Below are 24753 nucleotides of genomic sequence, written 5' to 3' on the forward strand. Positions count from 1 at the left end.
CCCCGTCCGACGCGCTCGTGACCGGGGACAGGTCCCGTCAGGACCCCATCCCGGTCTGCGCCGCGAGCAGCCGGATGTCCGTCGCGATCGTCTGCCAGGCCGACCCGCGCTGCTGCCGCAGCTCGCCGCCCTCGGCGAGGATGCGGACCTGGGTCGAGGTGTTGCCCGCGGCGATCTGGACCGTGCCCGTCGTCGTGCCGAGCGCCGTGGCGCCTCCGCCGAGGAGGTTCATCGTGACCGCGTCCTCCCCCGTCGAGCCGCGGACGACCGAGACCACGTCGAGCTCGTCCGTCCAGGCCGCGGCGACCGCGGTCCCCAGGGTCGAGCGGAGGACGACCGGCTCGCCGACCGCCACCGGGTCGCCGTCGCGCGAGCGGGTGATGCCGGCCACCAGCACCGTCGCCTGCTGTCCGTCCTGGGCGAGCGCCAGCATCCGGGTGCCGTCGCGCGAGACGGCGATCGAGGCGAGCGATTCGACCTCGCTCCAGGCCGTCGCGACCTGCATCGAGCGCGAGCCGTCCGCGGAGTACGCCACCAGCTGCCCGGGCGAGGCCGACGGCACGGACCAGACGTACCCGAACGGATCGATGGTCGGCGCGACGAGGCCCGAGCGCGCGTCGAGCAGGACGTCGCCGCTGTCGGGCTCCACGAGGCTCACGCCCGCGGAGGTGAGCACGGCGGCGGAGGCGTCGGAGTCGGCTCCGCGCTGCTCGCCGAGGACCGCGGCCCGCGGCTGGAGCGCCTCGATCCGATCCGAGATCCCGAGCCCGGCCAGCCCGGAGGAGCCGAGGAAGCCGAAGGCGTCGTCGGTCAGCACCAGCGGCCGGGTGTCGACGCGGGGCGAGGTCGGCAGCCCGGTGACCTCGGAGGGGACGTCGATCGGGTTCTGCTCGACCGAGAGCGCGACTCCGGTGACGTTGGAGACGTTCGCGAGGCTCCGGTTCAGCTGCAGCGCCATCAGCCGCCACTGCGCCGGATCGGCCTCGAGTGCGGCCGGGTTCAGGTCGACCACGGCGCGCTGCGACTCGACCGGCACGGTCTCGGCCGCCAGCGTCGTCCCGGTCGGGAACGCCGAGACGACGGCGGCGGAGTCCCGCAGCCACGGCGTGGGGCCGCGCAGCAGCTCGGTCACGATCGTGGTGCTGGTGGAGCTGTCGGCGCGCGAGGCGAACCAGCGCAGGTCCGGCACGAGGTACTGGTATCCGGGGTCGAAGAAGTAGAGGGCGTGCGTCGAGAAGACCTGTTCGAAGGTGGTGCGGTCGATCACGACACCGCTCGGCGGCGCGCTGATGCGCCACTCCCCGTTCTCCTGGACGAAGCCGTAGTCGAGGGTCAGGCCGGCCGTGGTGGCGACGTCGGTGTAGACGCCGGTCGCGTCGACCTCGGCGACGGGCGTGATCGTCAGCGAGAGCGTGGACCCCGACTGCGGCGAGGCCGAGCGCTGGCCCTCGTCGACCGTCACGTGCTCGCCCGGGGTCCAGTCGGCTCCGGTGGAGAGGAACTCCCGGGCGATCTTGTAGTTGTTCTGCGGGCTCGACGCGGCGTCGATGAAGCCGGTGAGGATGTCGCGCTGCGACGCACCGACGGCGGGTCCCGACGGGAGGAAGTCGTACTGGAGGTCCTGAGGCGCGGTGTCGGGCCGTCCGACTCCGACGTCGCCGTCCCGCGGGATGCCGGCGCACCCGGCCAGCCCGAGCGCGAGCAGCGCGGCGGCCGCGGCGGCGCGGAGGACGCCGCGCCTCACGGGAGCACCCCCGCCGCTCCGACCGGAGGAGCCTGCAGCGGCGGGAGGACGATCGGGCCGCTGTAGGCCTGCTCGCCCGCGTCGACCGGGGGCAGCGGGAGCGGTGATGCCTCGATCCGCTCGCCGCGGTGCCGGGGCACGGTGAGGCGGAAGCAGGCGCCGCGGTCGGGCACCGACCAGACCTGCAGCCAGCCGTGGTGAAGGGCGGTGTCCTCCTGCGCGATGGAGAGGCCGAGGCCGGTGCCGCCGAGCGTGCGGCGGCGGGACGGATCGGCGCGCCAGAAGCGGTCGAAGACGCGCACCACCTCCTCGCTGCTCATGCCGTGGCCGTAGTCGCGGACCGCGAGGGCGACCGCGCCGGCGTTGCTGTCCACAGTGACGACGACCTCGCGGCCGTCGCCGTGCTCGATCGCATTGCCCAGCAGGTTGCGGACGATCCGGCGGATGCGGCGCGGATCGAGGTCGGCGTCGAAGTAGCCGCCCGGGGCGGAGAGCGTGAGCCGGGAGCCGTTCGCCTCCGCGATCCCGCGCATCGCCTCGATCTCGTCGCCGGCCAGCTTCACCAGGTTGACCGGCTCGAGCTCGAGCTCGGCCGACCCCGCGTCGTGGCGGGAGATCTCGAGCAGGTCGGCGAGGAGGCTCTCGAAGCGGTCGATCTGGCTGTGCAGCAGCTCGACCGTGCGCTCGGCGACCGGGGCGAAGTCCTCGCGCTGGTCGTAGAGCACGTCCCCGGCCAGCTTCATCGTCGTCAGAGGCGTGCGGAGCTCGTGCGACACGTCCGAGACGAAGCGCTGCTGCACCTGGCTGAGCGTCGCGAGCTCGCTGATCCGGTCCTGCAGGCTGTCGGCCATGCCGTTGAAGGACCGGGCGAGGGTGGCGATCACGTCCTGGCCCCGCTCCGGGATCCGCACGTCGAAGTCGCCGGCGGCGAGGCGCTGGCTCGTCTCGGCCGCGACCCGCACCGGGGCGACGACGATCCGCACGACGACCCAGCTGACCGCTCCGATCAGCAGGATGAGCAGGATCCCCGCCACGTTGAGCACCTGCTGCACGAACTGGAGCGTGCGCTCCGCGTCCGCGAGGGAGTAGCCGATGTACAGCTCGTAGCGCCCGGCCGAGCTCGGCAGCTCGAGGGTCGAGCCGACGAGGATGCCCGGCTGCTGCTGGCCGGAGGCGTCGAGCGTCACCGACTGCCAGTACTGCCCGTCCGAGCCCGCCTGCACCCGCTCGCGCAGCGCGTCGCTGATCACGCCGTTCTGCAGCTCGCGGTTGTAGATGTCCTGGGGCGCCAGCGAGGACGCCTCCTGGTCGGGCGAGCGCACGACGGCGATCAGCGCGGAGGAGGACGCGTCCCGGACAGCGGTGCGCACCGAGCTCATCACCTCCTCCATGTCCTGGCGGGTGGAGACGGTGGCGGCGTCGAGGTAGCCCTGGGCGGCCCGGGTCGCGCGCGACGTGTCGCCCGTGACCTGCGTCAGCCGCGACTGGAAGAGGTTGTCGCTGATGCTGTAGGAGAGGTAGACGCCGGTCGAGCCGATGGCGATGCCGCTGAGCAGGACCGTGATCGCGACCGCGCGGAACTGCAGCGACGTGCGCCACACCCCCAGCACGCGGCGGGGCCACCGACGCACGTCGGGAGGGGCGAGGCGGGGCACGGTCAGCTCGGGAGGACGGCGCCGGCGCGGTAGCCGACGCCGCGCACGGTCATCACGATGCGGGGGTCGTCCGGGTCCTTCTCGACTTTGGCGCGCAGGCGCTGGACGTGGACGTTCACCAGGCGGGTGTCGGCCTTGTAGTGGTAGCCCCAGACCTGCTCGAGCAGCATCTCGCGGGTGAAGACCTGCTGGGGCTTGGAGGCGAGGGCGAGGAGGAGGTCGAACTCGAGCGGAGTCAGGCCGATCCGCGTCTCGCCGCGGCGGACCTCGTGGCCGGCGACGTCGAGGCTCAGGTCCCCGACCTGCAGCACCGCGTTCGCGGCGGCGGTGGCGGGACGCAGGCGCGTCTTGATCCGCGCGACGAGCTCCTTGGGGTCGAACGGCTTGACCATGTAGTCGTCGGCGCCGGACTCGAGGCCCTGCACCACGTCGGAGGTGTCGGACTTGGCCGTGAGCATGATGACCGGGACGCCGGACTCTGCGCGGATCGCGCGGCACACCTCGATCCCGTCGATGCCGGGCAGCATCAGATCGAGCAGGACCAGGTCCGGCCGGGCCCGCCGGAAGGCCTCGAGGGCGCCGGAGCCGTCCGCGCAGAAGGAGACGTCGTACCCGTCGGCGCGCAGGACGATGCCGATCATCTCGGCCAGGGCGGCGTCGTCGTCGACCACCAGAATGCGCGCGCTCATCGGTCTGCTCTTCCTCGTCTCGGGTCGCGCCCGCCCACGGCGCGCACGGTGACCCGACCCAGGCTAACCGACGCACCTCCCGGCGGGCGGGGAGCGGGCTCTGCGAGCGGGGAGCGGACTCTGCGGGCGAAGGGGGTCCGCTCGGGGGAGGACCCCGGCCGCACGCCTGTGACAGCATGGAGAGGATGACCGACGCAGCTCAGTGGCCCCCGCCCGCAGGGCGTCCGGACGACGCGGCCGTCCCGGCGCAGGACGGCGACCGGCGCACGCCGCCGCCCGCTCCCGTCGCCGCGTCCTGGTCGCCCGCGCCGCCGAGCGCCGGGCCGGTGCCGCCCGGTCCCGCCGGAGGCTCCTGGTCCGCCGCGCCCGGCGCCGGCCCCTGGTCGTCCGGTCGCCCCGCGCCCGGCTGGACTCCCCCGCCCAAGCCCGGCCTCGTGCCGCTGCGCCCGCTCGGCTTCGGCACCCTGCTCGGCGCCCCGTTCCAGGTCCTCCGCCGCAGCCCCCGCACGACCCTGGGCGTCGCTCTGCTGGTGCAGGGCCTCGGGTCGGTGCTCGCCCTCGCGGTCTACGGGCTGATCGCCGTGCTCGCCGTCGGGCGCATCGCGCAGGCGGAGGCCGCCGACCGCGACGCCGTCGGCGCGGGGTCCCTCGCCGTCGTGGTCCTGGCCGCCCTCATCCCCCTCGCCGTCTCGCTCGCCAGCGGCGCCCTCGTGCAGGGCGTGGTCGTGCTCGAGGTCACCCGTGGCGTCCTCGGCGAGCGGGCGACCTTCCGACAGCTGCTCGCCCGGCTGCGGGGCCGCTTCTGGGCGCTGATCGGCTGGACGGTCCTGCAGGGCGTCGGCTACCTCCTCCTGGTGCTCCTCGCCGTGGCGCTGGCCGTGCCGCTGTTCGTCATCGGAGCGATGGACGGCACCTCGAGCGCGATCGTCGGCGGGATCCTGGTGCTCGTCGGCTCCGGCCTGGTCGCCCTCGCGCTGGGCGTCTGGCTGTCGACGAAGCTCGCCCTGGTGCCGAGCCTGATCGTCGTGGAGCGGCTGCCGCTGCGCCGCGCCGTGGCGCGCTCCTGGCGGCTGGTGGCGGGTGGTTTCTGGCGCACCTTCAGCGCCCTCGCGCTGATGACGGTGATAATCCAGGTCGCGGGCCAGATCGTGGCGACCCCGTTCAGCCTGCTCATCCCGATCGCCGGCGCCCTGATCGCCCCGACCGACCCGGACGCGCAGCTCGTCACCTCGCTCGTGGTCACGATCGCCTCCGTCGCCGTGGGCTTCGTGATCGGCGCCGTCGGCTCGGTGCTCCAGTCGGCCGTGACGGGCCTGGTCTACCTCGACCGCCGGATGCGCCGCGAGGGCTTCGACCTGGTGCTGATGCGCCACGTCGAGGAGCGCGCGGCGGGCCGCCCCTCCCCCGATCCCTTCCCCGTGCCGGAGCGCCCGTGATCCTCGGTGCGGCCCCTCTCGAGCCCGACGCGGAGCAGGCGCGCCGCCTCCTCCTCGAGGAGCTCGCCGACCCGCGCTACCGGGCGGCCGAGCCGACCCTCTTCGACCGCGTGGTGCAGGCGGTGCGCGACTGGTTCGCCTCCCTCACGCTGCAGGGCGACGGCCCGCCGGTGCCGATCGCAGCGGTGATCGGCGTGCTGGTGCTGGTGGCGCTCGTGGTCGCGGCGCTCGTCATCGCCGGACGGCCCCGCGCCGGGCGCCGCAGCACCGTCACGGGAGCGGTGCTCGCCGACGACGACACCCGCTCGGCCGCGACCCTCCGCTCGCTCGCCGAGGCCGCGGCCGCCCGCGGGGACTGGGACGAGGCCCTCGTCGAGCGCTTCCGCGCCCTGGTGCGCTCCCTCGACGAGCGGACCGTCCTGCGGGTCTCGCCCGGCACCACCGCGCTCGGCCTGGCGTCGCGCGCCTCCGCGGCCTTCCCCTCCTCCGCCGCCGCGCTGCGCCGCACGGCCGACGACTTCGACCGCGTGCGCTACCTCGGGCAGCCCTGCGGCCCGGCCGAGTACGAGCGCGTCGCGGCCCTGGACCGCGAGCTCTCCGCGGCCTCGCCGGTCCTGGACGCCCTGGCGGCGCCGCGGTGAGCGCCGACACGGTCTCCAGCCCGACCCTCGGCGCGCTGCTGCGCCGCGGACGGGTGTGGGCGCTCCTCCTGGTGATCGTCGCGGTCGGCACTCTGCTGCTCACCGTCGCGACCGGGGCCCGGGTGGCCGCTCCGGATCTCGACGTCGACAGCGCGACCCCGGACGGCGCCCGCGCGCTCGCCCAGGTGCTGCGCGATCAGGGCGTCGACGTCGTCCGCGCCGACGACCTCGACTCCGCTCTCGCCGCCTCCTCCCCCGACGCGACACTGCTCGTCGACGACCCGGACGTCGCCCTCGACGAGGCCCAGTACCGCCGGCTCGCCCGGGCCTCCGCCTCGCTCGTCCTGGTGACCCCGGGAGGGGCCGCGCTCGACGCCCTGCTGCCGGACGTCCGCTTCGCCGGCTCCCCGGCCGGCGACGGCCCCTTCCGCGCCGAGTGCCCGCTCCCCGCCGCCGAGCGCGCCGGTGCGCTCCCCGCCGGAGGGAGCACCTACCGGATCCTCGACGACGGCGACGCCGTCGGCTGCTTCCCCTCGGGCGACGACGGCTTCCTGCTCGTGAGCACCGCCTTCCCTCAGGGCGCCGACGTCACCGCGATCGGCGACGCGGACCTCCTCCGCAACGGCACCATCGGCCAGGACGGCCGCGCCGCCCTGGCGCTCGGACTGCTCGGCGGCGAGGACCGGCTGGTCTGGTACCGGGCCGGAGCCGCCGACTCGGCGAGCACCACCCCCGCACCCTCCGACCTCGCCCCCGGCTGGGTGACCCCGGCTCTCCTGCTGCTGGTGGCCGTCTTCGTCGCCTCCGCCGTCTGGCGCGGCCGCCGGCTCGGCCCGCTCGCGGTCGAGCCGCTGCCGGTCGTCGTCCATGCCAGCGAGACGGCCCGCGGCCGCGCGCGGCTCTACGCGCGCGGAGCCCTGCGGCCCCGAGCACTGGATGCGCTGCGCATCGGCACCCTCCGGCGCACCGCCGCCCTCCTGGGCCTGGCTCCGGCGACCGGAGTCGACGAGATCGTCGCCGTCGCCGCGGAGCGCCTCGGACGCGACCAGGCCGCGCTGCGCCGGCTGCTCGTCGACGACCTGCCGAGCGACGACGCCGCCCTCGTCGCCGCCTCCGACGAGCTCCTCCGCTTCGAGAGCGCGCTCCGCGCCGCCCTCTCCCCGAGTACCGCCCGACGACCGGAAGGCCCCTCCCGATGAGCGACACCACCCCCTCCGCCCGCGACGGAGCGCCGGTCTCCGACGACGACCTGCGCGGCGAGCTCGACCGGGTCCGCTCCGAGGTCGGGCGCGCCGTCGTCGGCCAGGACGGCGCCGTCTCCGGCCTCCTGATCGCCCTGCTCGCGGGCGGGCACGTCCTGCTCGAGGGCGTCCCCGGAGTCGCGAAGACGCTCCTCGTGCGCGCCCTGTCCGTCTCGCTCGGCCTCGACACCCGCCGGGTGCAGTTCACGCCGGACCTGATGCCCGGCGACATCACCGGCTCCCTCGTCTACGACGCCTCCACCTCCGGCTTCGCCTTCCGCGAGGGCCCGGTCTTCACGAACCTCCTGCTGGCGGACGAGATCAACCGCACGCCGCCGAAGACCCAGGCCGCGCTCCTCGAGGCGATGGAGGAGCGCCAGGTCAGCGTCGACGGGCGCACCCTGCCGCTGCCGGACCCGTTCCTCGTCGCCGCCACCCAGAACCCGGTGGAGTACGAGGGGACCTACGTGCTCCCGGAGGCCCAGCTGGACCGGTTCCTGCTCAAGCTCGTGCTCGACATCCCGCCGCGCGACGTCGAGGTGGAGGTGCTCTCGCGCCACGCCGCCGGCTTCGACCCGCGCGACCTCGACGCCGCGGGCGTGCGCCCAGTGCTCGACGCCGCCCGTCTGCGCGCCGCTCAGGCCTCGGCCCGGCGCGTCGGAGCCGGCCCCGATGTCCTCGGCTACATCGTCGACCTCGCCCGCGCCACCCGCGAGAGCCCGAGCGTCAAGCTCGGCACCAGCCCCCGCGGCTCGACGGCCCTCCTCGCAGCGTCCCGCGCCTGGGCCTGGCTCAACGGCTACGGCTCGATCACCCCCGACCACGTGCAGGCGATGGTCCTCCCCGTGCTGCGCCACCGCATCCAGCTGGAGCCGGAGGCGGAGCTCGAGGGCGTCCGCACCGAGGCCGTCCTGGGCGGGATCCTGCAGCAGGTCCGCGTCCCGGTCTGAGCCGTGCACCTCACCGGACGCAGCGTCCTCGTCCTCCTCGTCGGCCTGGTGCCGGTCGTCCTCCTGGGCGGCCGGCCCGAGGTCGCCTTCGCCGTGCTCGGGCTCTGGCTCCTGGCCTGGGCGGTCCTCGTCGGGATCGACGTCGCGGTCGCGGGCTCGCCCCGAGCCGTCGTCCTCGAGCGGCGGGTGCCGGACCGGGTGCGGCTCGGCGAGCGCGCCGAGGCGACGCTCCTGGTCACGAGCACCGGCCGCAGGAGGATCACGGGGGTCCTCCGCGACGCCTGGGAGCCCTCGGCCGGCGCCCTCGAGACCCGGTCGTCCTTGCGCCTCCCGCCGGGCGAGCGCCGGGCGGTGACCACCGTCCTGGAGCCGCTCCGCCGCGGCGAGCGCCGGGCACTGCACGTCACCATCCGCTCCCGCGGGCCGCTCGGGCTGGCCGGCCGCCAGGCGACGCGGGCCGCGCCGGCCGTCGTGCGGGTGCTGCCCGCCTTCCGCTCCCGCCGCCACCTGCCCTCGCGGCTGGCGCGGCTGCGCGAGCTGGAGGGGCGCACCAGCGTGATGATCCGCGGCCAGGGCACGGAGTTCGACAGCCTCCGCGAGTACGTCCGCGGCGACGACGTCCGCTCGCTCGACTGGCGCGCGACCGCACGGCGCCGGGAGCCGGTCGTCCGCACCTGGCGCCCGGAGCGCGACCGGCGGGTGATCGTCGTGCTCGACACGGGCCGAACCTCCGCCGCCCGGATCGAGGACGAGCCCCGCCTGGACACGGCGATCGAGGCCTCGCTCCTCCTGGCCGCCCTCGCCGCCTCGGCCGGCGACCGGGTCGACGTGCTCGCGTTCGACCGCACCCGGCGCGCCCGCGTGCACGGCGCCACCGGCTCGGAGGTGCTGACCCGCGTGGTCGACGCCCTCGCCCCCGTGCAGCCCCAGCTCATCGAGACCGACTGGGCGGCGGTCCCCGCGCAGGTGCGCACCCTGGCCTCGCAGCGCTCGCTGGTGGTGCTGCTCACCGCGCTCGACTCGGTCGGCTCGGCGGAGGGGCTCCTCGCGGTGCTCCCGCAGCTCACCCGCGTGCACACGGTCGTGGTCGCCTGCGCGCTCGACCCCGAGCTGCAGCGGATGGCGGAGGACCGGAGCGACCGGGCCGCGGTCTACTCGGCCGCCGCCGCGGAGCGCTCGCTCGCCGACGTCGACCGGCTCTCGGCCGCTGTCCGCCGCCTCGGCGGGGACGTGGTGCTCGGCAGCCCTTCCGGGCTCCCGCCGGCGCTCGCGGACCGCTACCTCGCGCTCAAGGCGGCCGGACGGCTCTGACCTCCGCGGGCGGTCGGCGCGTGGCCGTCGTCGGCCCCGGGAGCGCCACCCGACGGACCCGCTCCCGCGGCCGCGCTCGGGCGGCTCCGGTCAGCCGGCGGCGATGCTCCGCGACCCGGCCTCGAACCGGTCGAGGTCGCCCGTCTCCCCCGCCCGCACTGCGCGCCCGCCGACGACGATCATGTAGAAGAGGAACGCGCCGAGGGCGAGCGCCCCGATCCCGATCTTGAGCCACCAGGGCCAGGGCGCCGGAGTCACGAACCCCTCGATCACGCCCGAGACGAGCAGCACGAAGACCAGGCCGATCGCCACCGTGAACAGGCTCCGCGCGTCCTCGGCGAGCGCCTGTCCGCGGGTGCGCGCGCCGGGAGCGATCCAGGCCCAGAAGATCCGCAGGCCCGCGGCCGCGGCGACGAACACGGCCGTCAGCTCGAGCTGGCCGTGCGGTGCGATGTAGAGGAAGAACGTGTCGCCCTCCCCCACGTGGAACATCACCGCGATCGACGTGCCGAGGTTCTGCGCGTTCTGCAGCAGGATGTACGGCACGTAGACGCCGACGATCCCGAAGGCCACGCACTGCGCCGCGATCCAGGCGTTGTTGGTCCAGACCTGCCCGGCGAACGAGGCGGCCGGGTTCTCGGAGTAGTAGTCGATGAAGTCGCCCCGGGCGAAGCGCCGCAGCTCCTCGTCGTCGCCCAGCGCGGCGAGCAGGCGCGGGTCGCCGAGGATCCAGAGCGCGTAGAGCGTCGCCACCACCGCGGTCGCGACGGCGACGGCGAGCGTCAGCCAGCGCAGCCGGTGCAGAGCGGCCGGGAGGGAGAGGACGACGAAGCGGGAGACCGCGGCGAGCGGCTCGTCCCGCGTGCCGGTCAGGCGTCCCCGTGCCCGCGAGAGCGAGACGGCCAGCCGCGTGCCGACGGCCGTCGATCCGGCGGTGGAGGAGATCGCGGCGAGGTCCGCCGACGCCGCCTGGTAGCGCTCGATCAGCTCGTCCGCCTCGGCTCCGGTCAGGCGGCGCCTGCGCGAGAGCTCGTCGAGGCGGGTCCACTGCGCAGCGCGTGCGGCCGAGAGAGCGTCGATGTCCATCTCCTGACAGGATAGCCAGGCACGCCGCCGAGGCCGAGCATCCGGGAGGAGCACCGTGGAGGAGCAGCGCACCGGGTTCGACGACGCCGACCTGGTCACCGGCGAGGCGATCGCGCTCGAGGTGCCCGTCACCTCGTTCGTGCTCCGCGCGGTCGGCGCGATCATCGACCTGATCGCGGAGCTCCTGCTCGCGCTGGGCCTGTTCCTGCTGGTCTCCTCCCTCTCCGGGGACGGCGGCCTGGACCCCGCCGCCTCGGCTGCCGTGGCGATCGCGGCCCTCGTCATCGCCGTGGTGATCGTCCCCGTCACCGTCGAGACCGCCAGCCGCGGCCGCTCGCTCGGGAAGCTGACCGTCGGCGCTCGCGTCGTCCGCGACGACGGCGGCTCCATCGGCTTCCGGCACGCCGTCGTGCGCGGCCTCACCGGCGTCCTCGAGATCCTGATGACCTTCGGCGGGCTCGCCGCCGTCGTCGGCCTCCTCTCCCGCCGATCGCGCCGACTCGGCGACGTCCTCGCCGGCACGCACAGCCAGCTCGAGCGCGTTCCCCGCGCGGAGCCGCTGGTCGTCGAGATCCCGGAGCCGCTGCGGGGCTGGGCCGTCACGGCGGACACCGCGCGCCTCCCCGACGCCCTGGCGCGCCGACTGGCGCAGTTCCTCCGCCAGCGCCACGGCATGACGGAGCCCTCGCGCTCGCAGCTCGCCGCCGCGCTGGCCGACGAGACCGCTGTCCACGTCTCCCCGCTGCCCGCCGCCCCCGCGGAGGACTTCCTCCTCGCCGTGGCAGCCCTCCGCCGGGCACGGGAGGAGCGCGCCCTGCTCCTGTCCGACCAGCGGCTCGAGCGGCTGGCCCCCGTGCTCTCGAGCACGCCGCGCGGCTTCCCCGAGCGCCCGTGAGGCTCGCGGCAGCGGCCTAGGCGGGCCCCGCACCGTAGCGGACGGTCTCCCAGCCGCGCGGGACGAGGAGGCGCCGATCGTGCTCGGCGCACAGGTCGTAGCCGTGCGGATCGGGCGCAGGACTCAGCGGCCCGACCGCTACCAGCGAGTCGCGGTAGTCGTAGGTCAGCGTGACGACGGCCTGCGCGCGGCAGCCCGTCCGCGAGCAGTGCCGTCCGGTCATCGCCGCCCACAGTAGCAATAGGCTGGAGTCATGCCCCGTGCTCGTCGTTCCGCCGCTCGCCCGACGAGCGAGTCGCGCGGAGGCTCCCGCGACCGGCACGGCCGCGGCGCACGCGGGCCGATCACCGGACCGCACCTCCCGCTGCTGCAGACCCGCTCCGACTTCTTCGAGGCGACGATCGGCTCGGCCTTCGACTACCTCCGCGGCACCTGGCCGGAGGAGCTCGCCGGGATCCGCGTCGACGTCGCGGCGACTCCCGACGTCGACCCCGACCGGCTGCAGGGCACGGGCGTCGCCCGGTGGCGCGTCGACCACGCCGCGCGCCGCATCACGCTCTACCGGGTGCCGATCGAGCGCCTGGCGAAGCTGCACCGCCGCGACGAGTGGCACCAGCGCATGCTGATCGAGAGCTACGTGTTCCGCGCCGTCGCGGAGCTGCTCGGCCGCGACCCGTGGGACATCTCCCCGGACCGCTACCGCCACCCCTGAGGCGCCGCCGCCCCGCGTCTCAATGCGAGTAGACGGTGATCGGCGAGGAGAGCGGTCCCGGCGGCACGATCGTGTACGAGGCGATCCGCCCGTCGCGCGCGATCGAGACCGAGGCCTGCACCGGCTGGGTGCTGCTGACGACCGCGCCGTCGCTGTCCAGCGGAGTCGCGAGAGCCGCGAACGGGCCGAGCTCGAGCGTGCGCGTGCCGCCCGGCGCCGCGATCTCGACCGCGGCGGTCGAGTCGCTGCCGTTGACCAGGTGCAGCCGGGCGTCGCCCTCGCCCGTGCCGGCGACGCCGAAAGGCGTCGTGGTCGCGGTACCGGAGGCGAACCAGGCGAAGTCCGTGCCGGCCGAGCCGGTCGAGGTGGTCCGACCCGCCGCGACGATCGGCTGGTCGGCCCGCAGGACGATGCGGTAGGAGCCGTCGGCCAGGCCCGAGAGCGGGACCTCGCCGACGAGGCCGGCGGGGACGACGACCTGGGTGGAGGCGCCGGACCCGCTCGGGTCCTCGTTGGTCACCTCGACCGAGACCGTGCTGTCGGCGTCGCCGGGGGTGAGGATGCGCAGCACGGGGCTGCCCGCACCGCCGCTGCCGTCGTCGCTCGCGGTCTCGGCCGGGGGCGAGGTGACGGTGAAGCCGGCGATCACGGCGAGCGTGTCCGGGCCGGCGGAGGGTCCGGTGGTCTCGACGCCCTCCGGAGTGAGGCCGGAGATGGCGCTGCTCTGCATGCTCGCGGCGACCTCGCCTCCGCGGGCGGTCACGTGCACGACGGGCTGGACGACTCCGGGGGCGAGCCCCGCGAGCGGGAGCGCGCGGACCGCTCCGGCCGGAACGACGATGCCCGTGGCACCGGTGGCCTGGACGGTGCCGGTCTCGGAGAAGAGCGTGAGGTCGACGGTGGAGGCGACCTCGCTCGGGTTCGCCAGGATCAGCACGGAGGTGCGCCCGACGTCGGTCGACCCCGCCACGAGCCAGCTGTCGGCCGAGGGCTCGGCGCAGGCACGGGCCGACAATCCGGAGAGGGTGTCCGTCCCGATGGCCTGGACGGTGGCCCCGCCGGGAGCGGGGTCGGAGCCCGCGGGCACGCTCAGACCGGTGATGCCGGTGCCCGGTGCGGCGACGTCGTCCTCCTCGAGGACCGCGGGGTCGGAGGTGGAGCCCTCGGGCCGGACCGCGGTCGTCGCGCCATCGAGGGCGCGCAGCTGCTCCGGCTCTCCGGCGTCGATCAGATCGCCGCCGCAGACCAGCGAGCTGTCGGCCGCGACGGGCGTCACGACGACGCCCTCGGCGGCGCTCGAGACCAGGGGCGACGGGAGGAGCTGGGGCACGACCACGGCGGCCGCGGCGATCACGACTCCGGCCGCGCCCACGGCGCCGCGCAGGGCCGTCCGGCGCCGACGGGCGGCCGAGGGGGCGCGGTCGGGCGGCGAGGCGGCGGCGCGGGCGGCGCGGCGCTCCGCGCGGGAGCGGCGGGCGGAGGACTCGGGCATCTGCTTCTCCTGGTCGGCGGGGTCAGACATCGTCGTTCCCGTCGTCGAACTGGCCGGTGGCCTCGCCCGGCTCGTCGTCGATCCCGGCGACCGCGCCGCTGGAGCGGCCCCGCTCGAGGGAGAGCCCGGTGGGCACCGCCAGCAGGAGGGCGACGATGAAGACGAGGAGGAGGGCGATCGTGTAGGCGATCCCGAAGGGCCCGACCACGCCGGACGGAGCGGCCTCGGTGCGGGACCCCTCCGTGTCGACGGCCGTCCACAGGAGCCCGTAGCGGGTGTCGCCGACGGCCGAGAACGCCGCATTGCCGTCGAGGGAGACGGCCGCCCGCGCACGCACGGCGGCGGCTGCGTCGCCGACCTGAGTACCGGCCGGCTCGGTCAGCACGACGAAGCGGACGCCGAGGCTCTCCAGCGCGGAGGGGACGTCGTAGCCCGTCCGCGAGACGAGGTTGCCCGCCAGCTCGTCGATCGCGTCCGTGCTCTCCGCGCCGGTGCTCGCGAGGGTCGACTGCTGGTCGAGGGTCGCGCCCGCTCCGCGCTCCAGGCGGGCGAGGACGCCGCCGTCCGCCTGCGGGACGAGCACGATCGTGCCCACCCGCGGGTCGTTCTGCGCCTCGGCCGCGACGTAGGCGGGTAGCGAGCGGTCCGACGTGGTCGACACGGAGGTGCCGGCGCCGGTCGGGAAGGCCACCGCGAGCGGACCCACCAGTGCGGCAGCGGCGGCGGTGACGACGAGCGCCGGCACCACGCGGACCGAGCGCACGGCGGCGAGCGAGAGGGACGCGCCGATCACCAAGCCGAGCCAGTAGAGGCTGAGGCCGGTGCCGCTCCAGACGGCGACGGCCTCGGAGCCGGTGGTCGCGACCTGCACGCCCTGGGCGAGCGAGGCGGTCACCAGACCGGCCGCCGCGACGCCGACGCCGCCGAGGGCCGAGAGGTTGTTCGGGAGGAGGAGGGCGGCCAGCGCCGCGACGATCAGCGGCACGACGAGCACGGCCGTGACCAGCGGGGCGGCGGAGGCGCCGATCCCCAGGCCGCCGAGGAACGCGAGCCATCCGTCGGGCAGACCGGCCGGGAAGCCGGCGAGCAGCGCGACGAGGTCCGACTGCGCGGAGGGCAGCGGCACGCCCGGGTCGGCGAGGACGCCGAGCCAGTCGCCCCGCGGCGCGCGGGCGACCACCAGCGGGAAGAGCAGGACGGCCGCGGGGATCGGCAGGCCGAGGAAGCGGCCGATCCGCCGCCCCGAGGTGGCGACGACGACGAGCCAGATCACCAGGAGCGGCACGGCGAGCACCGGCGCGCACGCCACGACGGCGGCGGCCAGGATCGAGGCGGTCGCGGAGGCGGACCACGAGCGGTACGCGCCGAACCCGGCGAAGAAGAGCCAGGGCAGCAGCACGTGCACCAGCAGTGGGGCGGGGCGCCCGTCGGCCTGCGCGGCGAAGAACGCCGGGGCGAGGACGTAGACGATGGCTCCGGCGGCGCGGGCGCTCGCGCGCGGGGTGAGCCGCGCGATCATCAGCCAGGCGCCCGCGGCGGCCACGGGGAGCGCGACGAGGTAGAGCAGCACCATCGAGAAGCTGGGCGACCAGAAGGTCAGCGAGCCGAGCACCGCGATTACGGCGGCGAACGGGTCCGCCGCGCCGATGAACCCGGAGCCGAGATCGCGCCAGCCGTAGGCCGCGTTGCGCCACAGCTCGCCGACCGTCGGCGAGAGCGTCAGCAGACCGCCGCCGCTGAGCGCGGGAGCAGCGAGGAGCGGCGTGTAGATCACCAGGCCGGCGAGAGCGGCGACGAGGACGACCCACACTCCCCCGCCCTGGAAGAAGTGCAGGGGATGGCGGTCCCGCCCGGCCTGCACGCGCACCGCGTCGTGGCGCACCGAGCGCAGCTGCCGCACCACGTCCAGCGGGATGCGCAGCGGCGCGATCGCCTTCCAGCCCACGTTCTTCGACGAGCGCAGCACCGTGCGGGCCCGGAGGACCTTCGTCCCGCCGAAGGCGACGACGAGGGCCGCGAGCAGCTCTCCTCCGACCAGCCCCGGCTGCTTGCGCAGCAGGCGCACGACCGCACGGCCGATCGCCAGGGGGACGAGCGAGAGCCAGTGCAGGAGGAGGAGCGCGACGGGCGCGTAGGCGAGCCGGCGGTGCAGCTGCGCGGTGCGGTGCTGGCGCGCGCGGCGCCGCTCCCCGCTGTCGATGCGGCGGCCGTCGGGGCGCTGCAGCCCGATGCGGGCGGTGGTGACCCGGGCGTCCGGCACGCGGCTGACCCGGTGCCCGGCGAGCCGGGTGCGGATCGAGAAGTCGAGCGCGTCGTCGACGACCGGCAGGCCGGGGTCGAAGCCGCCGAGCTCCTCCCAGAGGGAGTGGCGCACGAGCATGCCGCCGGCGGCGACGGCCAGGACGTCGGGCGTGGAGTCGTGCTGGCCCTGGTCGAGCTCGTCCTCGACGAGGTGGACGGTCGTGCCGTGCTTGGTGATCGACTCGCCGTAGCTGCGGATGTAGCCGGAGCGCGTCCAGTCCATGATCTTGGGGCCGGCGACCGCGACGGAGGGGGCGACCTCGACGGCTCCCAGCAGCGCCGCGAGGGCGCCGGGCTCGGGAGCGGAGTCCTGTGCGAGCAGCCACAGCCACTCGTCCTCTCCCGCCGGCGGCTGCATCACGCGGACCGCGCGCGCCACGGCCTGGCCGAAGGGGAGGTGCTCGGCGACCTGCACGAGCTGCGTCGGACCCCAGGACGCGAGCAGCTCGTCGGTCGTGTCCTTCGAGCCGCCGTCGACGAACACCGTCGCATCGGGCTGCCGGGTCTGCGCCCGCAGGGCCGCGAGGGTTCGTTCCAGGTAGGCCGCGCCGTTACGCGCGACGAGGACGGCGGTGACTCGTGGATACATCGCGGACCACCCTAAGCGATGCCGCCGCGCCGCCCGCCTGCGGCTCGCCGCCCCGTCGATCGGGTCGCGGCGAGGAGGGGACTACGCCCGGCGGCGCAGCTTCCGGCGCTCGCGCTCGGACAGGCCACCCCAGATGCCGAAGCGCTCGTCGTTCTCGAGCGCGTACTCGAGGCATTGCGCCCGGACCTCGCACGAGGTGCAGATCTTCTTGGCGTCGCGGGTCGAGCCGCCCTTCTCGGGGAAGAAGGCCTCGGGGTCGGTCTGCGCGCACAGCGAGTCGACCTGCCAGGAGAGCGCGCCCCCCGGCGCCTCGGTCGCGGTGTCGATCCCGGGCCGGACCCCGGGCACGCCCAGACGGACGGGATCGACGAACCAGTCCTCGGGGACTCCGGAGTGCTGTTCCGGAAGCGTCATGCCGTCTCCTACCCCGCCTGCGAACCGATGATCGGCGGCCGCTCCTCCCGGAGCCGCTGCCTAGGTAATTACAGCGGTGTCATTCGCTCAGGTCAAGTCGCGGACCATAAACCCTCAACCCGCCGTGGAGGGTTCACGACACACCGGCGTGTCGCGAACGTGAAGTCCCGTCAGGCGGTCGCGGCGCTCCGTGCGCGCCAGGCGCTCTCCACCATCTCGGCCACGGTGTGCCGCATCTCCCAGCCCAGGTCGCGGGCCGCCGTCTCGCCCGAGGCGACGATGCGGGGCGGGTCGCCCGGCCGCCGCGGCGCGACCTCGGGCGTGAAGGCGATGCCGGTGCTGTCGGCGATCGCGCGCATGATCTCGCCGACGGAGGCCCCGGATCCGCTGCCCAGGTTGTAGACCGGATCGATCGGCTCGCCGGCGGCCAGGCGGCGCGCCGCGGCGACGTGCGCGAGCGCCAGGTCGGCGACGTGGATGTAGTCGCGGACGCAGGTGCCGTCCGGCGTCGGGTAGTCGTCGCCGTTGATCCGGGGCGTGCAGCCCTCCAGCAGCGCCTCGAAGACGAGGGGGAAGAGGTTGTGGGGGCTGGTGTCGTAGACGTCCGGGTAGCCGGAACCGACGACGTTGAAGTAGCGCAGGGAGGCGTGCCGGACGCCGTGCGCCCGGCCCGCGTCCGCGAGCAGCCACTCGCCGATCAGCTTCGACTCGCCGTAGGGCGACTCCGGGCTCTTGGGGGTGTCCTCGGTGACGATCTCGACGTCGACCGCGCCGTAGACGGCCGCGCTCGAGGAGAAGACGATCGAGGAGACCCCGGCCCGCTCCATCGCCGCCAGCACGCGCATCGTGCCGGTGACGTTCTGCTCGTAGGTGTGCAGGGGGCGCTGCACCGAGACGCCGGCGTACTTGAACCCGGCGACGTGGACGACGCCCTCGATGTCGTGCTCGGCGAGGACGCGGTCGAGCAGGGCCTCGTCGAGGATCGAGCCCTGGTGGAACGGGACGCCCTCGGGCACGAACGACGCGTGCCCCGAGGAGAGGTCGTCGAGGACGACGGGGTCGATGCCCTGCTCCGAGAACGCGCGCACCACGTGCGCCCCGATGTACCCGGCTCCCCCGGTGACCAGCCATGCCATGTGGATCCTCCTCGGTGCGGGCCCGCGACTGCGCGCGCCGGAAGACACCCTAGCGGCGGGGGTCGCCGGGACGGATCGGCTGGATGACGACAGTGCACGATATCCTGCCGCCGTGCTCCGCTCCGTCGCCCTCCTCGCCCTGCCCGGCCTCGCCCCGTTCGAGTTCGGGGTCGTCTGCGAGGTGTTCGGGATCGACCGCGGCGCCGACGGAGGACCCGCCTTCGACTTCCGGATCGCCACTCCTGATCCGGGCCCCGTCCGGACGAGCCTCGGGTTCGACCTGCTGATCGCCGACGGACTCGACACGGCCCGGGACGCGGACCTGATCGCCGTCCCCGCCCACGGCCGCGGGCCCGCCGACGAGCGGGTGCTCGACCTCCTCCGCGACGCGCACGAGCGGGGCGCGTGGATCCTCAGCGTCTGCAGCGGGGCCTTCACCCTGGCGCAGGCGGGCCTGCTCGACGGCCGGCGCGCCACCACCCACTGGATGCACGCCGCCGAGCTGGCCCGGCGCTTCCCGTCCGTCACGGTGGACCCCGAGGTCCTCTACGTGCAGGAGGGGCGCATCGTGACGAGCGCGGGCACCGCGGCCGGGATCGACGCGGCGCTGCACGTGGTGCGCGAGGAGCTGGGCGCGACGGCGGCGAGCGTCGTCGCCCGGCGGATGGTCGTGCCCCCGCAGCGCCACGGCGGGCAGGCGCAGTACCTGCGGACCCCCGTTCCCGAGGCGCGCGCGGACTCGCTGGCCGAGGTCACCGAGTGGATGCTGGAGCACCTCGACGAGGAGCTCTCGATCGAGGCGATGGCCCGTCGCGCCCTGATGGCACCCCGCACCTTCGCGCGCCGCTTCCGGGCCGACCTCGGCACGACTCCGCTCGCCTGGCTCACCCGCCAGCGCCTCCTCCGGGCCCAGGTGCTGCTGGAGGAGACGGAGCTGACCCTCGAGGCGGTCGCCGCGCGGGTCGGCTTCGGCACGGCGGCGGTGATGCGCCACCACTTCACGCGCGTCCTGCGGACCACGCCCGCGGCCTACCGCCGCATGTTCGCCGCCTGAGCCACCGGCACCGGGGTCTCGGGACGGCGTCAGACCGTCGCCACGAAGAGCGTGCCCCGTCCGGTGACGGCGAGAGCGCCCTCCGACGGGGTCACGAACACGCTGCCGCCGCGCTCGACGCGGACCGAGCCCTCGGCGCCCTCGAGGGAGAACGACCCCTCGGTCGCGATCGCGATGGCGGGCCCGTGCAGGGCGACGCGCGCCGGCTCCTCCGACTCGGGCTGCACGACGGCGAGCACGAAGTCGGGGACGTCCGGGCGGTAGACGCGCACGCCCGGCCCGGCCTGCTCGGCCGGGAGGTAGGGCACGGGCAGGGGCGAGAACTCGAGCACGCTCACCAGCTCGGGGACGTCGATGTGCTTGGGCGTGAGGCCCCCGCGCAGGACGTTGTCGGAGGCGGCCATCAGCTCCACCCCGGTGCCCGCGAGGTAGGCGTGGATGTTGCCGGCGGGCAGGTAGAGCACCTCGCCGCGGGCGAGGCGGACGCGGTTGAGCAGGAGCGAGAGAACGATTCCGGGGTCGCCCGGGTAGCTCTCGGCCAGGTCCCGGACCGTGCTCGTCTCGAGCCGGTCGTCGCCCGCGGAGGCCGCGACGACCGCGGACACCAGCGCTGCGACCTCGGCGCGGTCGCCGTCGGCGAGCAGCCAGGACACGGCGCCGCGGAGGACCTCCGCGGGCTCGCCCTCCAGCGTCCGGGCGAACCGCGCGATCGCGGCCGCCTCCTCCGCCGGGGCGCGTCCGGCCAGCTCGGCGAGCAGCGCCCGGGCGTCCGCCGGCTCGCGGAAGCCGCAGAGCGCGTCGAAGCTCTCGCTGAGCGCGTAGATCAGCTCGGGCTTGTGGAACGGGTCCTTGTAGTTGCGGTCGGCGGCGTCCCGCGGGATGCCGGCCTCCTCCTCCTCGACGAACCGGCGCCGGGCCCGCTCGGACGAGGGGTGGGCCTGGAGCGACAGCGGCCCGCCCGCCGCGAGGATCTTGAGCAGGAACGGCAGGCGGGGAGCGCCCGAGACCGGATCGACCGACCCCTCCACTCCGGCGAGCGCCGCCTCGGGGTGCTCGGCGATCCACTCGGCGAGCGTGCCGGCGCCGACGGAGGCGGGGTCGAGGATGCGCGCGGGCGAGCCCGGGTGCGCGCCGAGCCAGAGCTCGGCCTCGGGGGCGCCGGAGGGCGCGGTGCCGAGGGCCTCCGAGATGCCGGTGAGCGAGCCCCATGCGTAGTCGCGGGGGGTGTTGCCGATCGGGATGAACACGGGAGCGCTGGCCTTCCGTCCGAGGGGTGGGTCCGAGCCGCTCAGCCGGATGCGCCGGGGCCGCTCCGCTGCGACGCTAGCAGGATCCACAACGCGGGCCCGGGAGGAGGGCCCGCCTGTTGGTGCTCTCCGCCAGAGGACGCGGCGCTCGCAGGCGCGCTTCGTACGCTGGGAGTCGCAGCACTGTCGCCGTCGGAGCGGTCGCCGTGCCGCATCCGACGAGCGAGGGAGCACAGAGCATGGACAGCACGACCTTCGAGACCCTGGGGGCCGACTTCTACGGGTTCGAGGCGGCGCTCACGCCCGCCGAGAAGGAGCTGCTGGTCGGCGTCCGCGCGTTCCTCGAGGAGCAGGTGCGGCCGATCGCCGACGAGTACTGGGAGCGCGCGGAGTTCCCGCGGCAGCTGATCCCCGCGATCCACGCCACCGGCGTCATCGGCCTCTCCTGGCCCGAGACCCGCGCGATCGAGAACTCCGCCGTGTTCCGCGGCTGGGTGGCGCTCGAGATGGGCCGGGTGGACGCGGGAATCGCGACCTACGTCGGCGTGCAGAACGGCCTGGTGATGGGCACGGTCGGCGTCGCCGGCTCCGAGGAGCAGCGGGCCGAGTGGCTGCCGAAGCTCGCCTCGGGCGAGGTCGTCGGCGCCTTCGGCCTCACCGAGCCGCACTCCGGCTCCGACTCCGCCCAGGGCCTGCGCACCACCGCCCGCCGGGACGGCGACGACTGGATCCTCGACGGCGAGAAGCGCTGGATCGGCAACGCGACGTTCAGCGACGTGACCGTGATCTGGGCGAAGGACGTGGAGGACGGCCAGGTGAAGGGCTTCCTCGTCCCCACCTCGACGCCGGGCTACCGCGCCACCGCCATCGCGCGCAAGCAGAGCCTGCGCACGGTGCAGAACGCCGACATCGTGCTCGAGGGCGTCCGCGTCCCGGAGTCGCTGCGCCTCCAGGGCGCGAACTCGTTCCGCGACACCGCGAAGGTGCTCCGGCTCACCCGCGCCGAGGTCGCCTGGCAGGCCATCGGCGTCGCGATCGGCGCCTACGACGCGGCGCTGCGCTACGCGAAGGAGCGCGTGCAGTTCGGCAAGCCGCTCGTCGGGCACCAGCTCGTGCAGGACCTCCTGGTCAAGAGCATCGGCAACATCACGGCCAGCATCGCCCTGGCGACCCGCGTCTCCGAGATGCTCGACGCCGGCGAGCAGCGCGACGAGCACTCCGCCCTCGCGAAGGCCTACGCGACGGCCCGGATGCGCGAGACCGTCGCCTGGTGCCGCGAGGTGATGGGCGGCAACGGCATCGTCCTCGACTACGGCGTCGCCCGCTTCTTCGCCGACGCGGAGGCCCTCTACTCCTACGAGGGCACCCGCGAGATGAACACGCTGATCGTCGGCCGCTCGATCAGCGGCACGGCCGCGTTCGTCTGAGCCGCTCCGCCGGGCCGCCTCCTGCGAGGGGCGGGCCCGGCCGGGGAGCGAGCGGCGGCGCGCCCGGCACGCCGTCGTGCCTCCCCCGCTCCCTAGACTGGTCGCCATGATCCGACGCGCCGCCCCCGCCGCTCCCCGAGCGCTCGCGGTGGCGGTGCTGGCCGTGCTGCTGGCGGGCCAGTCGCTGCGGAACCTCGCCGGCTGGTGGGGCTGGGGCCTCGTCGTCGCGGTGCTCCTGGCCGCCTCGATCGCCGTCCTCGTCCGCGCCCGCCCCCGCCTGCGCTGGGCCCGCACGCCGAAGTCGCTGGTCCTCTTCCTCGGGCTCGCGGTGCTCTCGCTGCTGTGGTCCGCCTACCCGGGCGCGAGCGCGATCGGCGTCACGGCGCAGCTCGCGACGACGCTCGGCGGCGTCGTCCTCGCCGTCACGCTGACCAGCCGGGAGCTGCTCACCGCTCTCGGACGGGCCCTGCGCCTCTCCGTCGGCCTGTCGCTCCTCTTCGAGCTCGTGATCGCGGTCGTCGTGCGGCAGCCCGTCCTGCCGCTGGGCGTCGAGCCTCCCGCCGACGGACCGACGCCCGACGCCTTCTACTGGTCGCAGGCCGCCCTCTTCACCGGCGAGCCCGTCCAGGGGATCGTCGGCAACCGCAATCTCCTCGGCTTCCTCGCCCTGCTGGGCCTGATCGTGATCGCGATCGAGCTGGCCGCGCGCTCGATCCGGCGCCGCTGGGGAGCGGCGTGGGTCGCCCTGTTCGTCGTGACCCTCCTGCTCACCCGCTCGGCCACCGTCCTCCTCTGCCTCGTCGCCGTCGTCCTCGCCGCCGCGTTCGCGCTCTGGGCGCGCCGGAGGGGCGAGTCCCGCCGCCGTCCCGTCTACCTGACCGCCGCGGGCCTGGCAGTGGCCGCCGTCGCCGGAGGCGCCGCGGGCTGGGGCGCCCTCCTCGGCCTGCTCGGCAAGAGCGAGGACGCGACGGGCCGCCTCGACATCTGGGACTCGGTGATCGCGCTCACGCTGCAGCGTCCGGTCCTCGGCTGGGGCTGGGTCAGCTACTGGGCTCCCTGGGCGGCCCCGTTCGACACCCTCGCCGAGCGCAAGGGCGTGCTCTACCTGCAGGCCCACGACGCCTGGCTCGACGTCGCGCTCCAGCTCGGAGCGGTCGGCCTCGTCCTCTTCGCGGCGCTCGCCGTCTCGACGCTGTGGCGCTCCTGGTTCCGCGCCGTCGACCGCCCGCGGCGCGACGCGACCTCGACCCTCCCCTACACGGCCGTCAGCCTCGTTCCGCTGCTGATCGTCGTCGCCCTCCTCGCGCAGTCGCTCTTCGAGAGCCGGATCCTGATCGAGGGCGGCTGGCTGCTCCTCGTCCTCTTCGCGGTGCAGACCAAGCGGCCGGCGACCGAGACGCCCGAGGTCCTCGCCGCGACTCCGCTGCCCCTCGTCGACGCCTCCCCGAGGCGATGAGGCCCCGCCGCCCCTCGCTCCCCGCCTCCGTCGCCGACGCGACGGCGTCCCCGCAGTTCGCGGCGGCCCTCGCGCAGACCACTCTCGTCACCGTCCTCTGCGCCCCGGCGGTCCGGGGGCTCCTCGGCTGGCCCGGCTACATCGCCGCCGTCGCCACGCTCACCGCCCTCGCCGCGCTCATGCTCGTCCTGCGGCGCGGCCTGCTCGACTGGGAGGGCCTGCTTCCCACGAGCATCCTGGTGTTCCTCGGCTGGATCGCGCTCAGCGTGCTGTGGAGCGACTACACCTGGGCGACGGTCTCGAGCGTGGTCTACCAGTTCGCCCTGGCGTTCCTGGCGATCGCGATCGGCCTCACGCGCGACATCATCCAGATCATCCGCTCGGTCGGCGACGTGCTGCGGGTCGTGCTGATCGCCTCGCTGGCCGTGGAGGTGCTCTCGGGGGTGCTGATCGACCAGCCGCTGCGCTTCCTCGGCGTGGAGGGCCTGCTCGCGGTCGGCGGGCCGATCCAGGGGCTGGTCGGCACGCGCAACCAGCTCGGGCTGGTCTGCCTGCTGGCGATCGTCACGTTCTCGGTGGAGCTGATGACCCGCTCCGTCGCCCGCTGGCCGGCCGTCGCCTCGATCGCCCTCGCCGCGGTCACCCTCCTCTTCACGCGCTCCGCCGTGAGCGCGGGCGTGCTCGCCGTGGCCGTCGTCGTCGCCCTCGCCCTGCGCTGGGTGCGCCACGGCGACGCCACCCACCGCAGGCGGCGGCAGTTCGCGGTGCTCGGAGTCGCCGCAGCGGCCGCCCTCACCGTGTGGCTCCTGCGCTACCGGGTGATCGAGCTGCTGAACGCGGGCAGCGAGTTCGAGTTCCGGCTGCGGCTCTGGCAGCAGGTCTGGCGCTTCACCGACCTCGCGCCGATCGTCGGCTGGGGCTGGGTGGGCTACTGGCGGCCCGACCTCTACCCCTTCACCGCCATCGACTACCTCTCGGGCCGCCCGCACTCGTCGAGCCTCAACGCGCTCTTCGACGTGGCCCTGCAGGTCGGCGCCGTCGGAGTGGTCCTCTTCGTCGTGCTGATCGGACTCGCGCTGTGGCGCTCCTGGCTGATCGCCTCCGAGCGCAAGGCGGTCGTGCACGTCTGGCCGGTGCTGGTGCTGACCGTGCTGATGGTCACCGCGCTGGCCGAGAGCTCGATCCTGCTCGACGCCGGGTGGCTGCTCGTGGTGCTCTGCGCGATGCGCGCGGCGCAGGGCCTGAGCTGGCGCCGGCTCCTGCATCCGCGGGACTGA

21 protein-coding genes are annotated in these 24753 nt (G+C 74.9%); 11 read left to right on the plus strand and 10 right to left on the minus strand.

Annotated elements, in window-relative coordinates:
- Positions 1-37: 37 nt before the first annotated feature.
- Genes GSU45_RS11045 through mtrA form a run of 3 tightly spaced genes read right to left on the minus strand, consistent with a single transcriptional unit; the run spans position 38 to position 4088 of the window.
- On the minus strand, positions 38-1744 hold the full coding sequence (locus GSU45_RS11045) for an LpqB family beta-propeller domain-containing protein (RefSeq protein ID WP_159914961.1): 1707 nt from the start codon (positions 1742-1744) through the stop codon (positions 38-40).
- Positions 1741-3375 carry an MtrAB system histidine kinase MtrB gene (gene mtrB / locus GSU45_RS11050; RefSeq protein ID WP_244248100.1) on the minus strand — a complete coding sequence of 545 codons (1635 nt, stop codon included), beginning with the start codon at positions 3373-3375 and terminating at the stop codon, positions 1741-1743. The genes GSU45_RS11045 and mtrB overlap by 4 nt, the downstream gene beginning before the upstream one ends.
- Positions 3376-3401: 26 nt before the next feature.
- Positions 3402-4088 carry an MtrAB system response regulator MtrA gene (gene mtrA, locus GSU45_RS11055; protein ID WP_159914963.1) on the minus strand — a complete coding sequence of 229 codons (687 nt, stop codon included), beginning with the start codon at positions 4086-4088 and terminating at the stop codon, positions 3402-3404.
- Between the two features lie 185 nt (positions 4089-4273).
- Here mtrA and GSU45_RS11060 point away from each other — a divergent pair, with 185 nt between their 5' ends.
- The 5 genes from GSU45_RS11060 to GSU45_RS11080 are packed head-to-tail and all read left to right on the plus strand — an operon-like array spanning position 4274 to position 9667.
- On the plus strand, positions 4274-5524 hold the full coding sequence (locus GSU45_RS11060; RefSeq protein WP_159914965.1) for a hypothetical protein: 1251 nt from the start codon (positions 4274-4276) through the stop codon (positions 5522-5524).
- Complete coding sequence (locus GSU45_RS11065) at positions 5521-6165, plus strand: DUF4129 domain-containing protein (protein ID WP_159914967.1); 645 nt, start codon at positions 5521-5523, stop codon at positions 6163-6165. Before GSU45_RS11060 ends, GSU45_RS11065 begins: the two co-directional genes overlap by 4 nt.
- Positions 6162-7364 carry a DUF4350 domain-containing protein gene (locus tag GSU45_RS11070; protein ID WP_159914969.1) on the plus strand — a complete coding sequence of 401 codons (1203 nt, stop codon included), beginning with the start codon at positions 6162-6164 and terminating at the stop codon, positions 7362-7364. The genes GSU45_RS11065 and GSU45_RS11070 overlap by 4 nt, the downstream gene beginning before the upstream one ends.
- Positions 7361-8356 carry a MoxR family ATPase gene (locus tag GSU45_RS11075; RefSeq protein ID WP_159914971.1) on the plus strand — a complete coding sequence of 332 codons (996 nt, stop codon included), beginning with the start codon at positions 7361-7363 and terminating at the stop codon, positions 8354-8356. The genes GSU45_RS11070 and GSU45_RS11075 overlap by 4 nt, the downstream gene beginning before the upstream one ends.
- 3 nt (positions 8357-8359) lie before the next feature.
- Positions 8360-9667 carry a DUF58 domain-containing protein gene (locus tag GSU45_RS11080; RefSeq protein ID WP_159914973.1) on the plus strand — a complete coding sequence of 436 codons (1308 nt, stop codon included), beginning with the start codon at positions 8360-8362 and terminating at the stop codon, positions 9665-9667.
- Positions 9668-9757: 90 nt separating this feature from the next.
- Here the strand turns inward: GSU45_RS11080 and GSU45_RS11085 are convergent, their stop codons facing one another.
- Positions 9758-10753 (minus strand): stage II sporulation protein M, encoded by a 996-nt coding sequence (locus GSU45_RS11085; RefSeq protein ID WP_159914975.1) that lies wholly within the window; start codon positions 10751-10753, stop codon positions 9758-9760.
- 55 nt (positions 10754-10808) lie between these two features.
- On the opposite strand from GSU45_RS11085, the gene GSU45_RS11090 reads away from it, so the two are divergent.
- Complete coding sequence (locus GSU45_RS11090; protein WP_159914977.1) at positions 10809-11648, plus strand: RDD family protein; 840 nt, start codon at positions 10809-10811, stop codon at positions 11646-11648.
- Between the two features lie 16 nt (positions 11649-11664).
- Here GSU45_RS11090 and GSU45_RS11095 read toward each other — a convergent pair whose 3' ends face one another.
- Complete coding sequence (locus GSU45_RS11095) at positions 11665-11871, minus strand: DUF3499 family protein (RefSeq protein ID WP_104224141.1); 207 nt, start codon at positions 11869-11871, stop codon at positions 11665-11667.
- A gap of 30 nt (positions 11872-11901) precedes the next feature.
- Here GSU45_RS11095 and GSU45_RS11100 point away from each other — a divergent pair, with 30 nt between their 5' ends.
- Positions 11902-12360, plus strand: a complete 459-nt coding sequence (locus tag GSU45_RS11100) for a metallopeptidase family protein (RefSeq protein ID WP_159914979.1) — start codon at positions 11902-11904, stop codon at positions 12358-12360.
- A 19-nt stretch (positions 12361-12379) separates the two neighbouring features.
- On the opposite strand, the gene GSU45_RS11105 is transcribed toward GSU45_RS11100, so the two are convergent.
- The 4 genes from GSU45_RS11105 to galE all read right to left on the minus strand — a co-directional run bounded on the left by GSU45_RS11105 (position 12380) and on the right by galE (position 18292).
- On the minus strand, positions 12380-13882 hold the full coding sequence (locus GSU45_RS11105; protein ID WP_159914981.1) for a DUF5719 family protein: 1503 nt from the start codon (positions 13880-13882) through the stop codon (positions 12380-12382).
- A complete protein-coding gene (locus GSU45_RS11110) occupies positions 13875-16742 on the minus strand; it encodes a glycosyltransferase family 2 protein (protein WP_159914983.1) in 2868 nt (955 codons plus the stop codon). Before GSU45_RS11110 ends, GSU45_RS11105 begins: the two co-directional genes overlap by 8 nt.
- Positions 16743-16823: 81 nt before the next feature.
- Positions 16824-17156, minus strand: a complete 333-nt coding sequence (locus GSU45_RS11115; RefSeq protein WP_104224145.1) for a WhiB family transcriptional regulator — start codon at positions 17154-17156, stop codon at positions 16824-16826.
- A 170-nt stretch (positions 17157-17326) separates the two neighbouring features.
- Positions 17327-18292: a UDP-glucose 4-epimerase GalE gene (gene galE, locus GSU45_RS11120; protein WP_159914985.1), complete on the minus strand. Its 966-nt coding sequence runs from the start codon at positions 18290-18292 to the stop codon at positions 17327-17329.
- A gap of 112 nt (positions 18293-18404) precedes the next feature.
- Here galE and GSU45_RS11125 point away from each other — a divergent pair, with 112 nt between their 5' ends.
- Positions 18405-19346, plus strand: a complete 942-nt coding sequence (locus GSU45_RS11125; RefSeq protein ID WP_159914987.1) for a helix-turn-helix domain-containing protein — start codon at positions 18405-18407, stop codon at positions 19344-19346.
- Between the two features lie 29 nt (positions 19347-19375).
- Here the strand turns inward: GSU45_RS11125 and manA are convergent, their stop codons facing one another.
- Positions 19376-20593, minus strand: a complete 1218-nt coding sequence (manA, locus tag GSU45_RS11130) for a mannose-6-phosphate isomerase, class I (RefSeq protein WP_159914989.1) — start codon at positions 20591-20593, stop codon at positions 19376-19378.
- A gap of 239 nt (positions 20594-20832) precedes the next feature.
- Between manA and GSU45_RS11135 the strand changes: the two genes are divergently transcribed.
- The 3 genes from GSU45_RS11135 (at position 20833) to GSU45_RS11145 (ending at position 24753) form a co-directional block, all read left to right on the plus strand.
- Positions 20833-22020 (plus strand): acyl-CoA dehydrogenase family protein, encoded by a 1188-nt coding sequence (locus GSU45_RS11135; protein ID WP_159914991.1) that lies wholly within the window; start codon positions 20833-20835, stop codon positions 22018-22020.
- 106 nt (positions 22021-22126) lie between these two features.
- Entirely contained in the window at positions 22127-23476 is a 1350-nt protein-coding gene (locus tag GSU45_RS11140; RefSeq protein WP_159914993.1) for an O-antigen ligase family protein, read from the plus strand.
- Positions 23473-24753, plus strand: coding sequence for an O-antigen ligase family protein (locus GSU45_RS11145; protein WP_159914995.1), 1281 nt, complete (start codon positions 23473-23475; stop codon positions 24751-24753). Before GSU45_RS11140 ends, GSU45_RS11145 begins: the two co-directional genes overlap by 4 nt.

This window comes from Rathayibacter sp. VKM Ac-2801, assembly GCF_009834245.1.
Taxonomy (GTDB): Bacteria; Actinomycetota; Actinomycetes; order Actinomycetales; family Microbacteriaceae; genus Rathayibacter.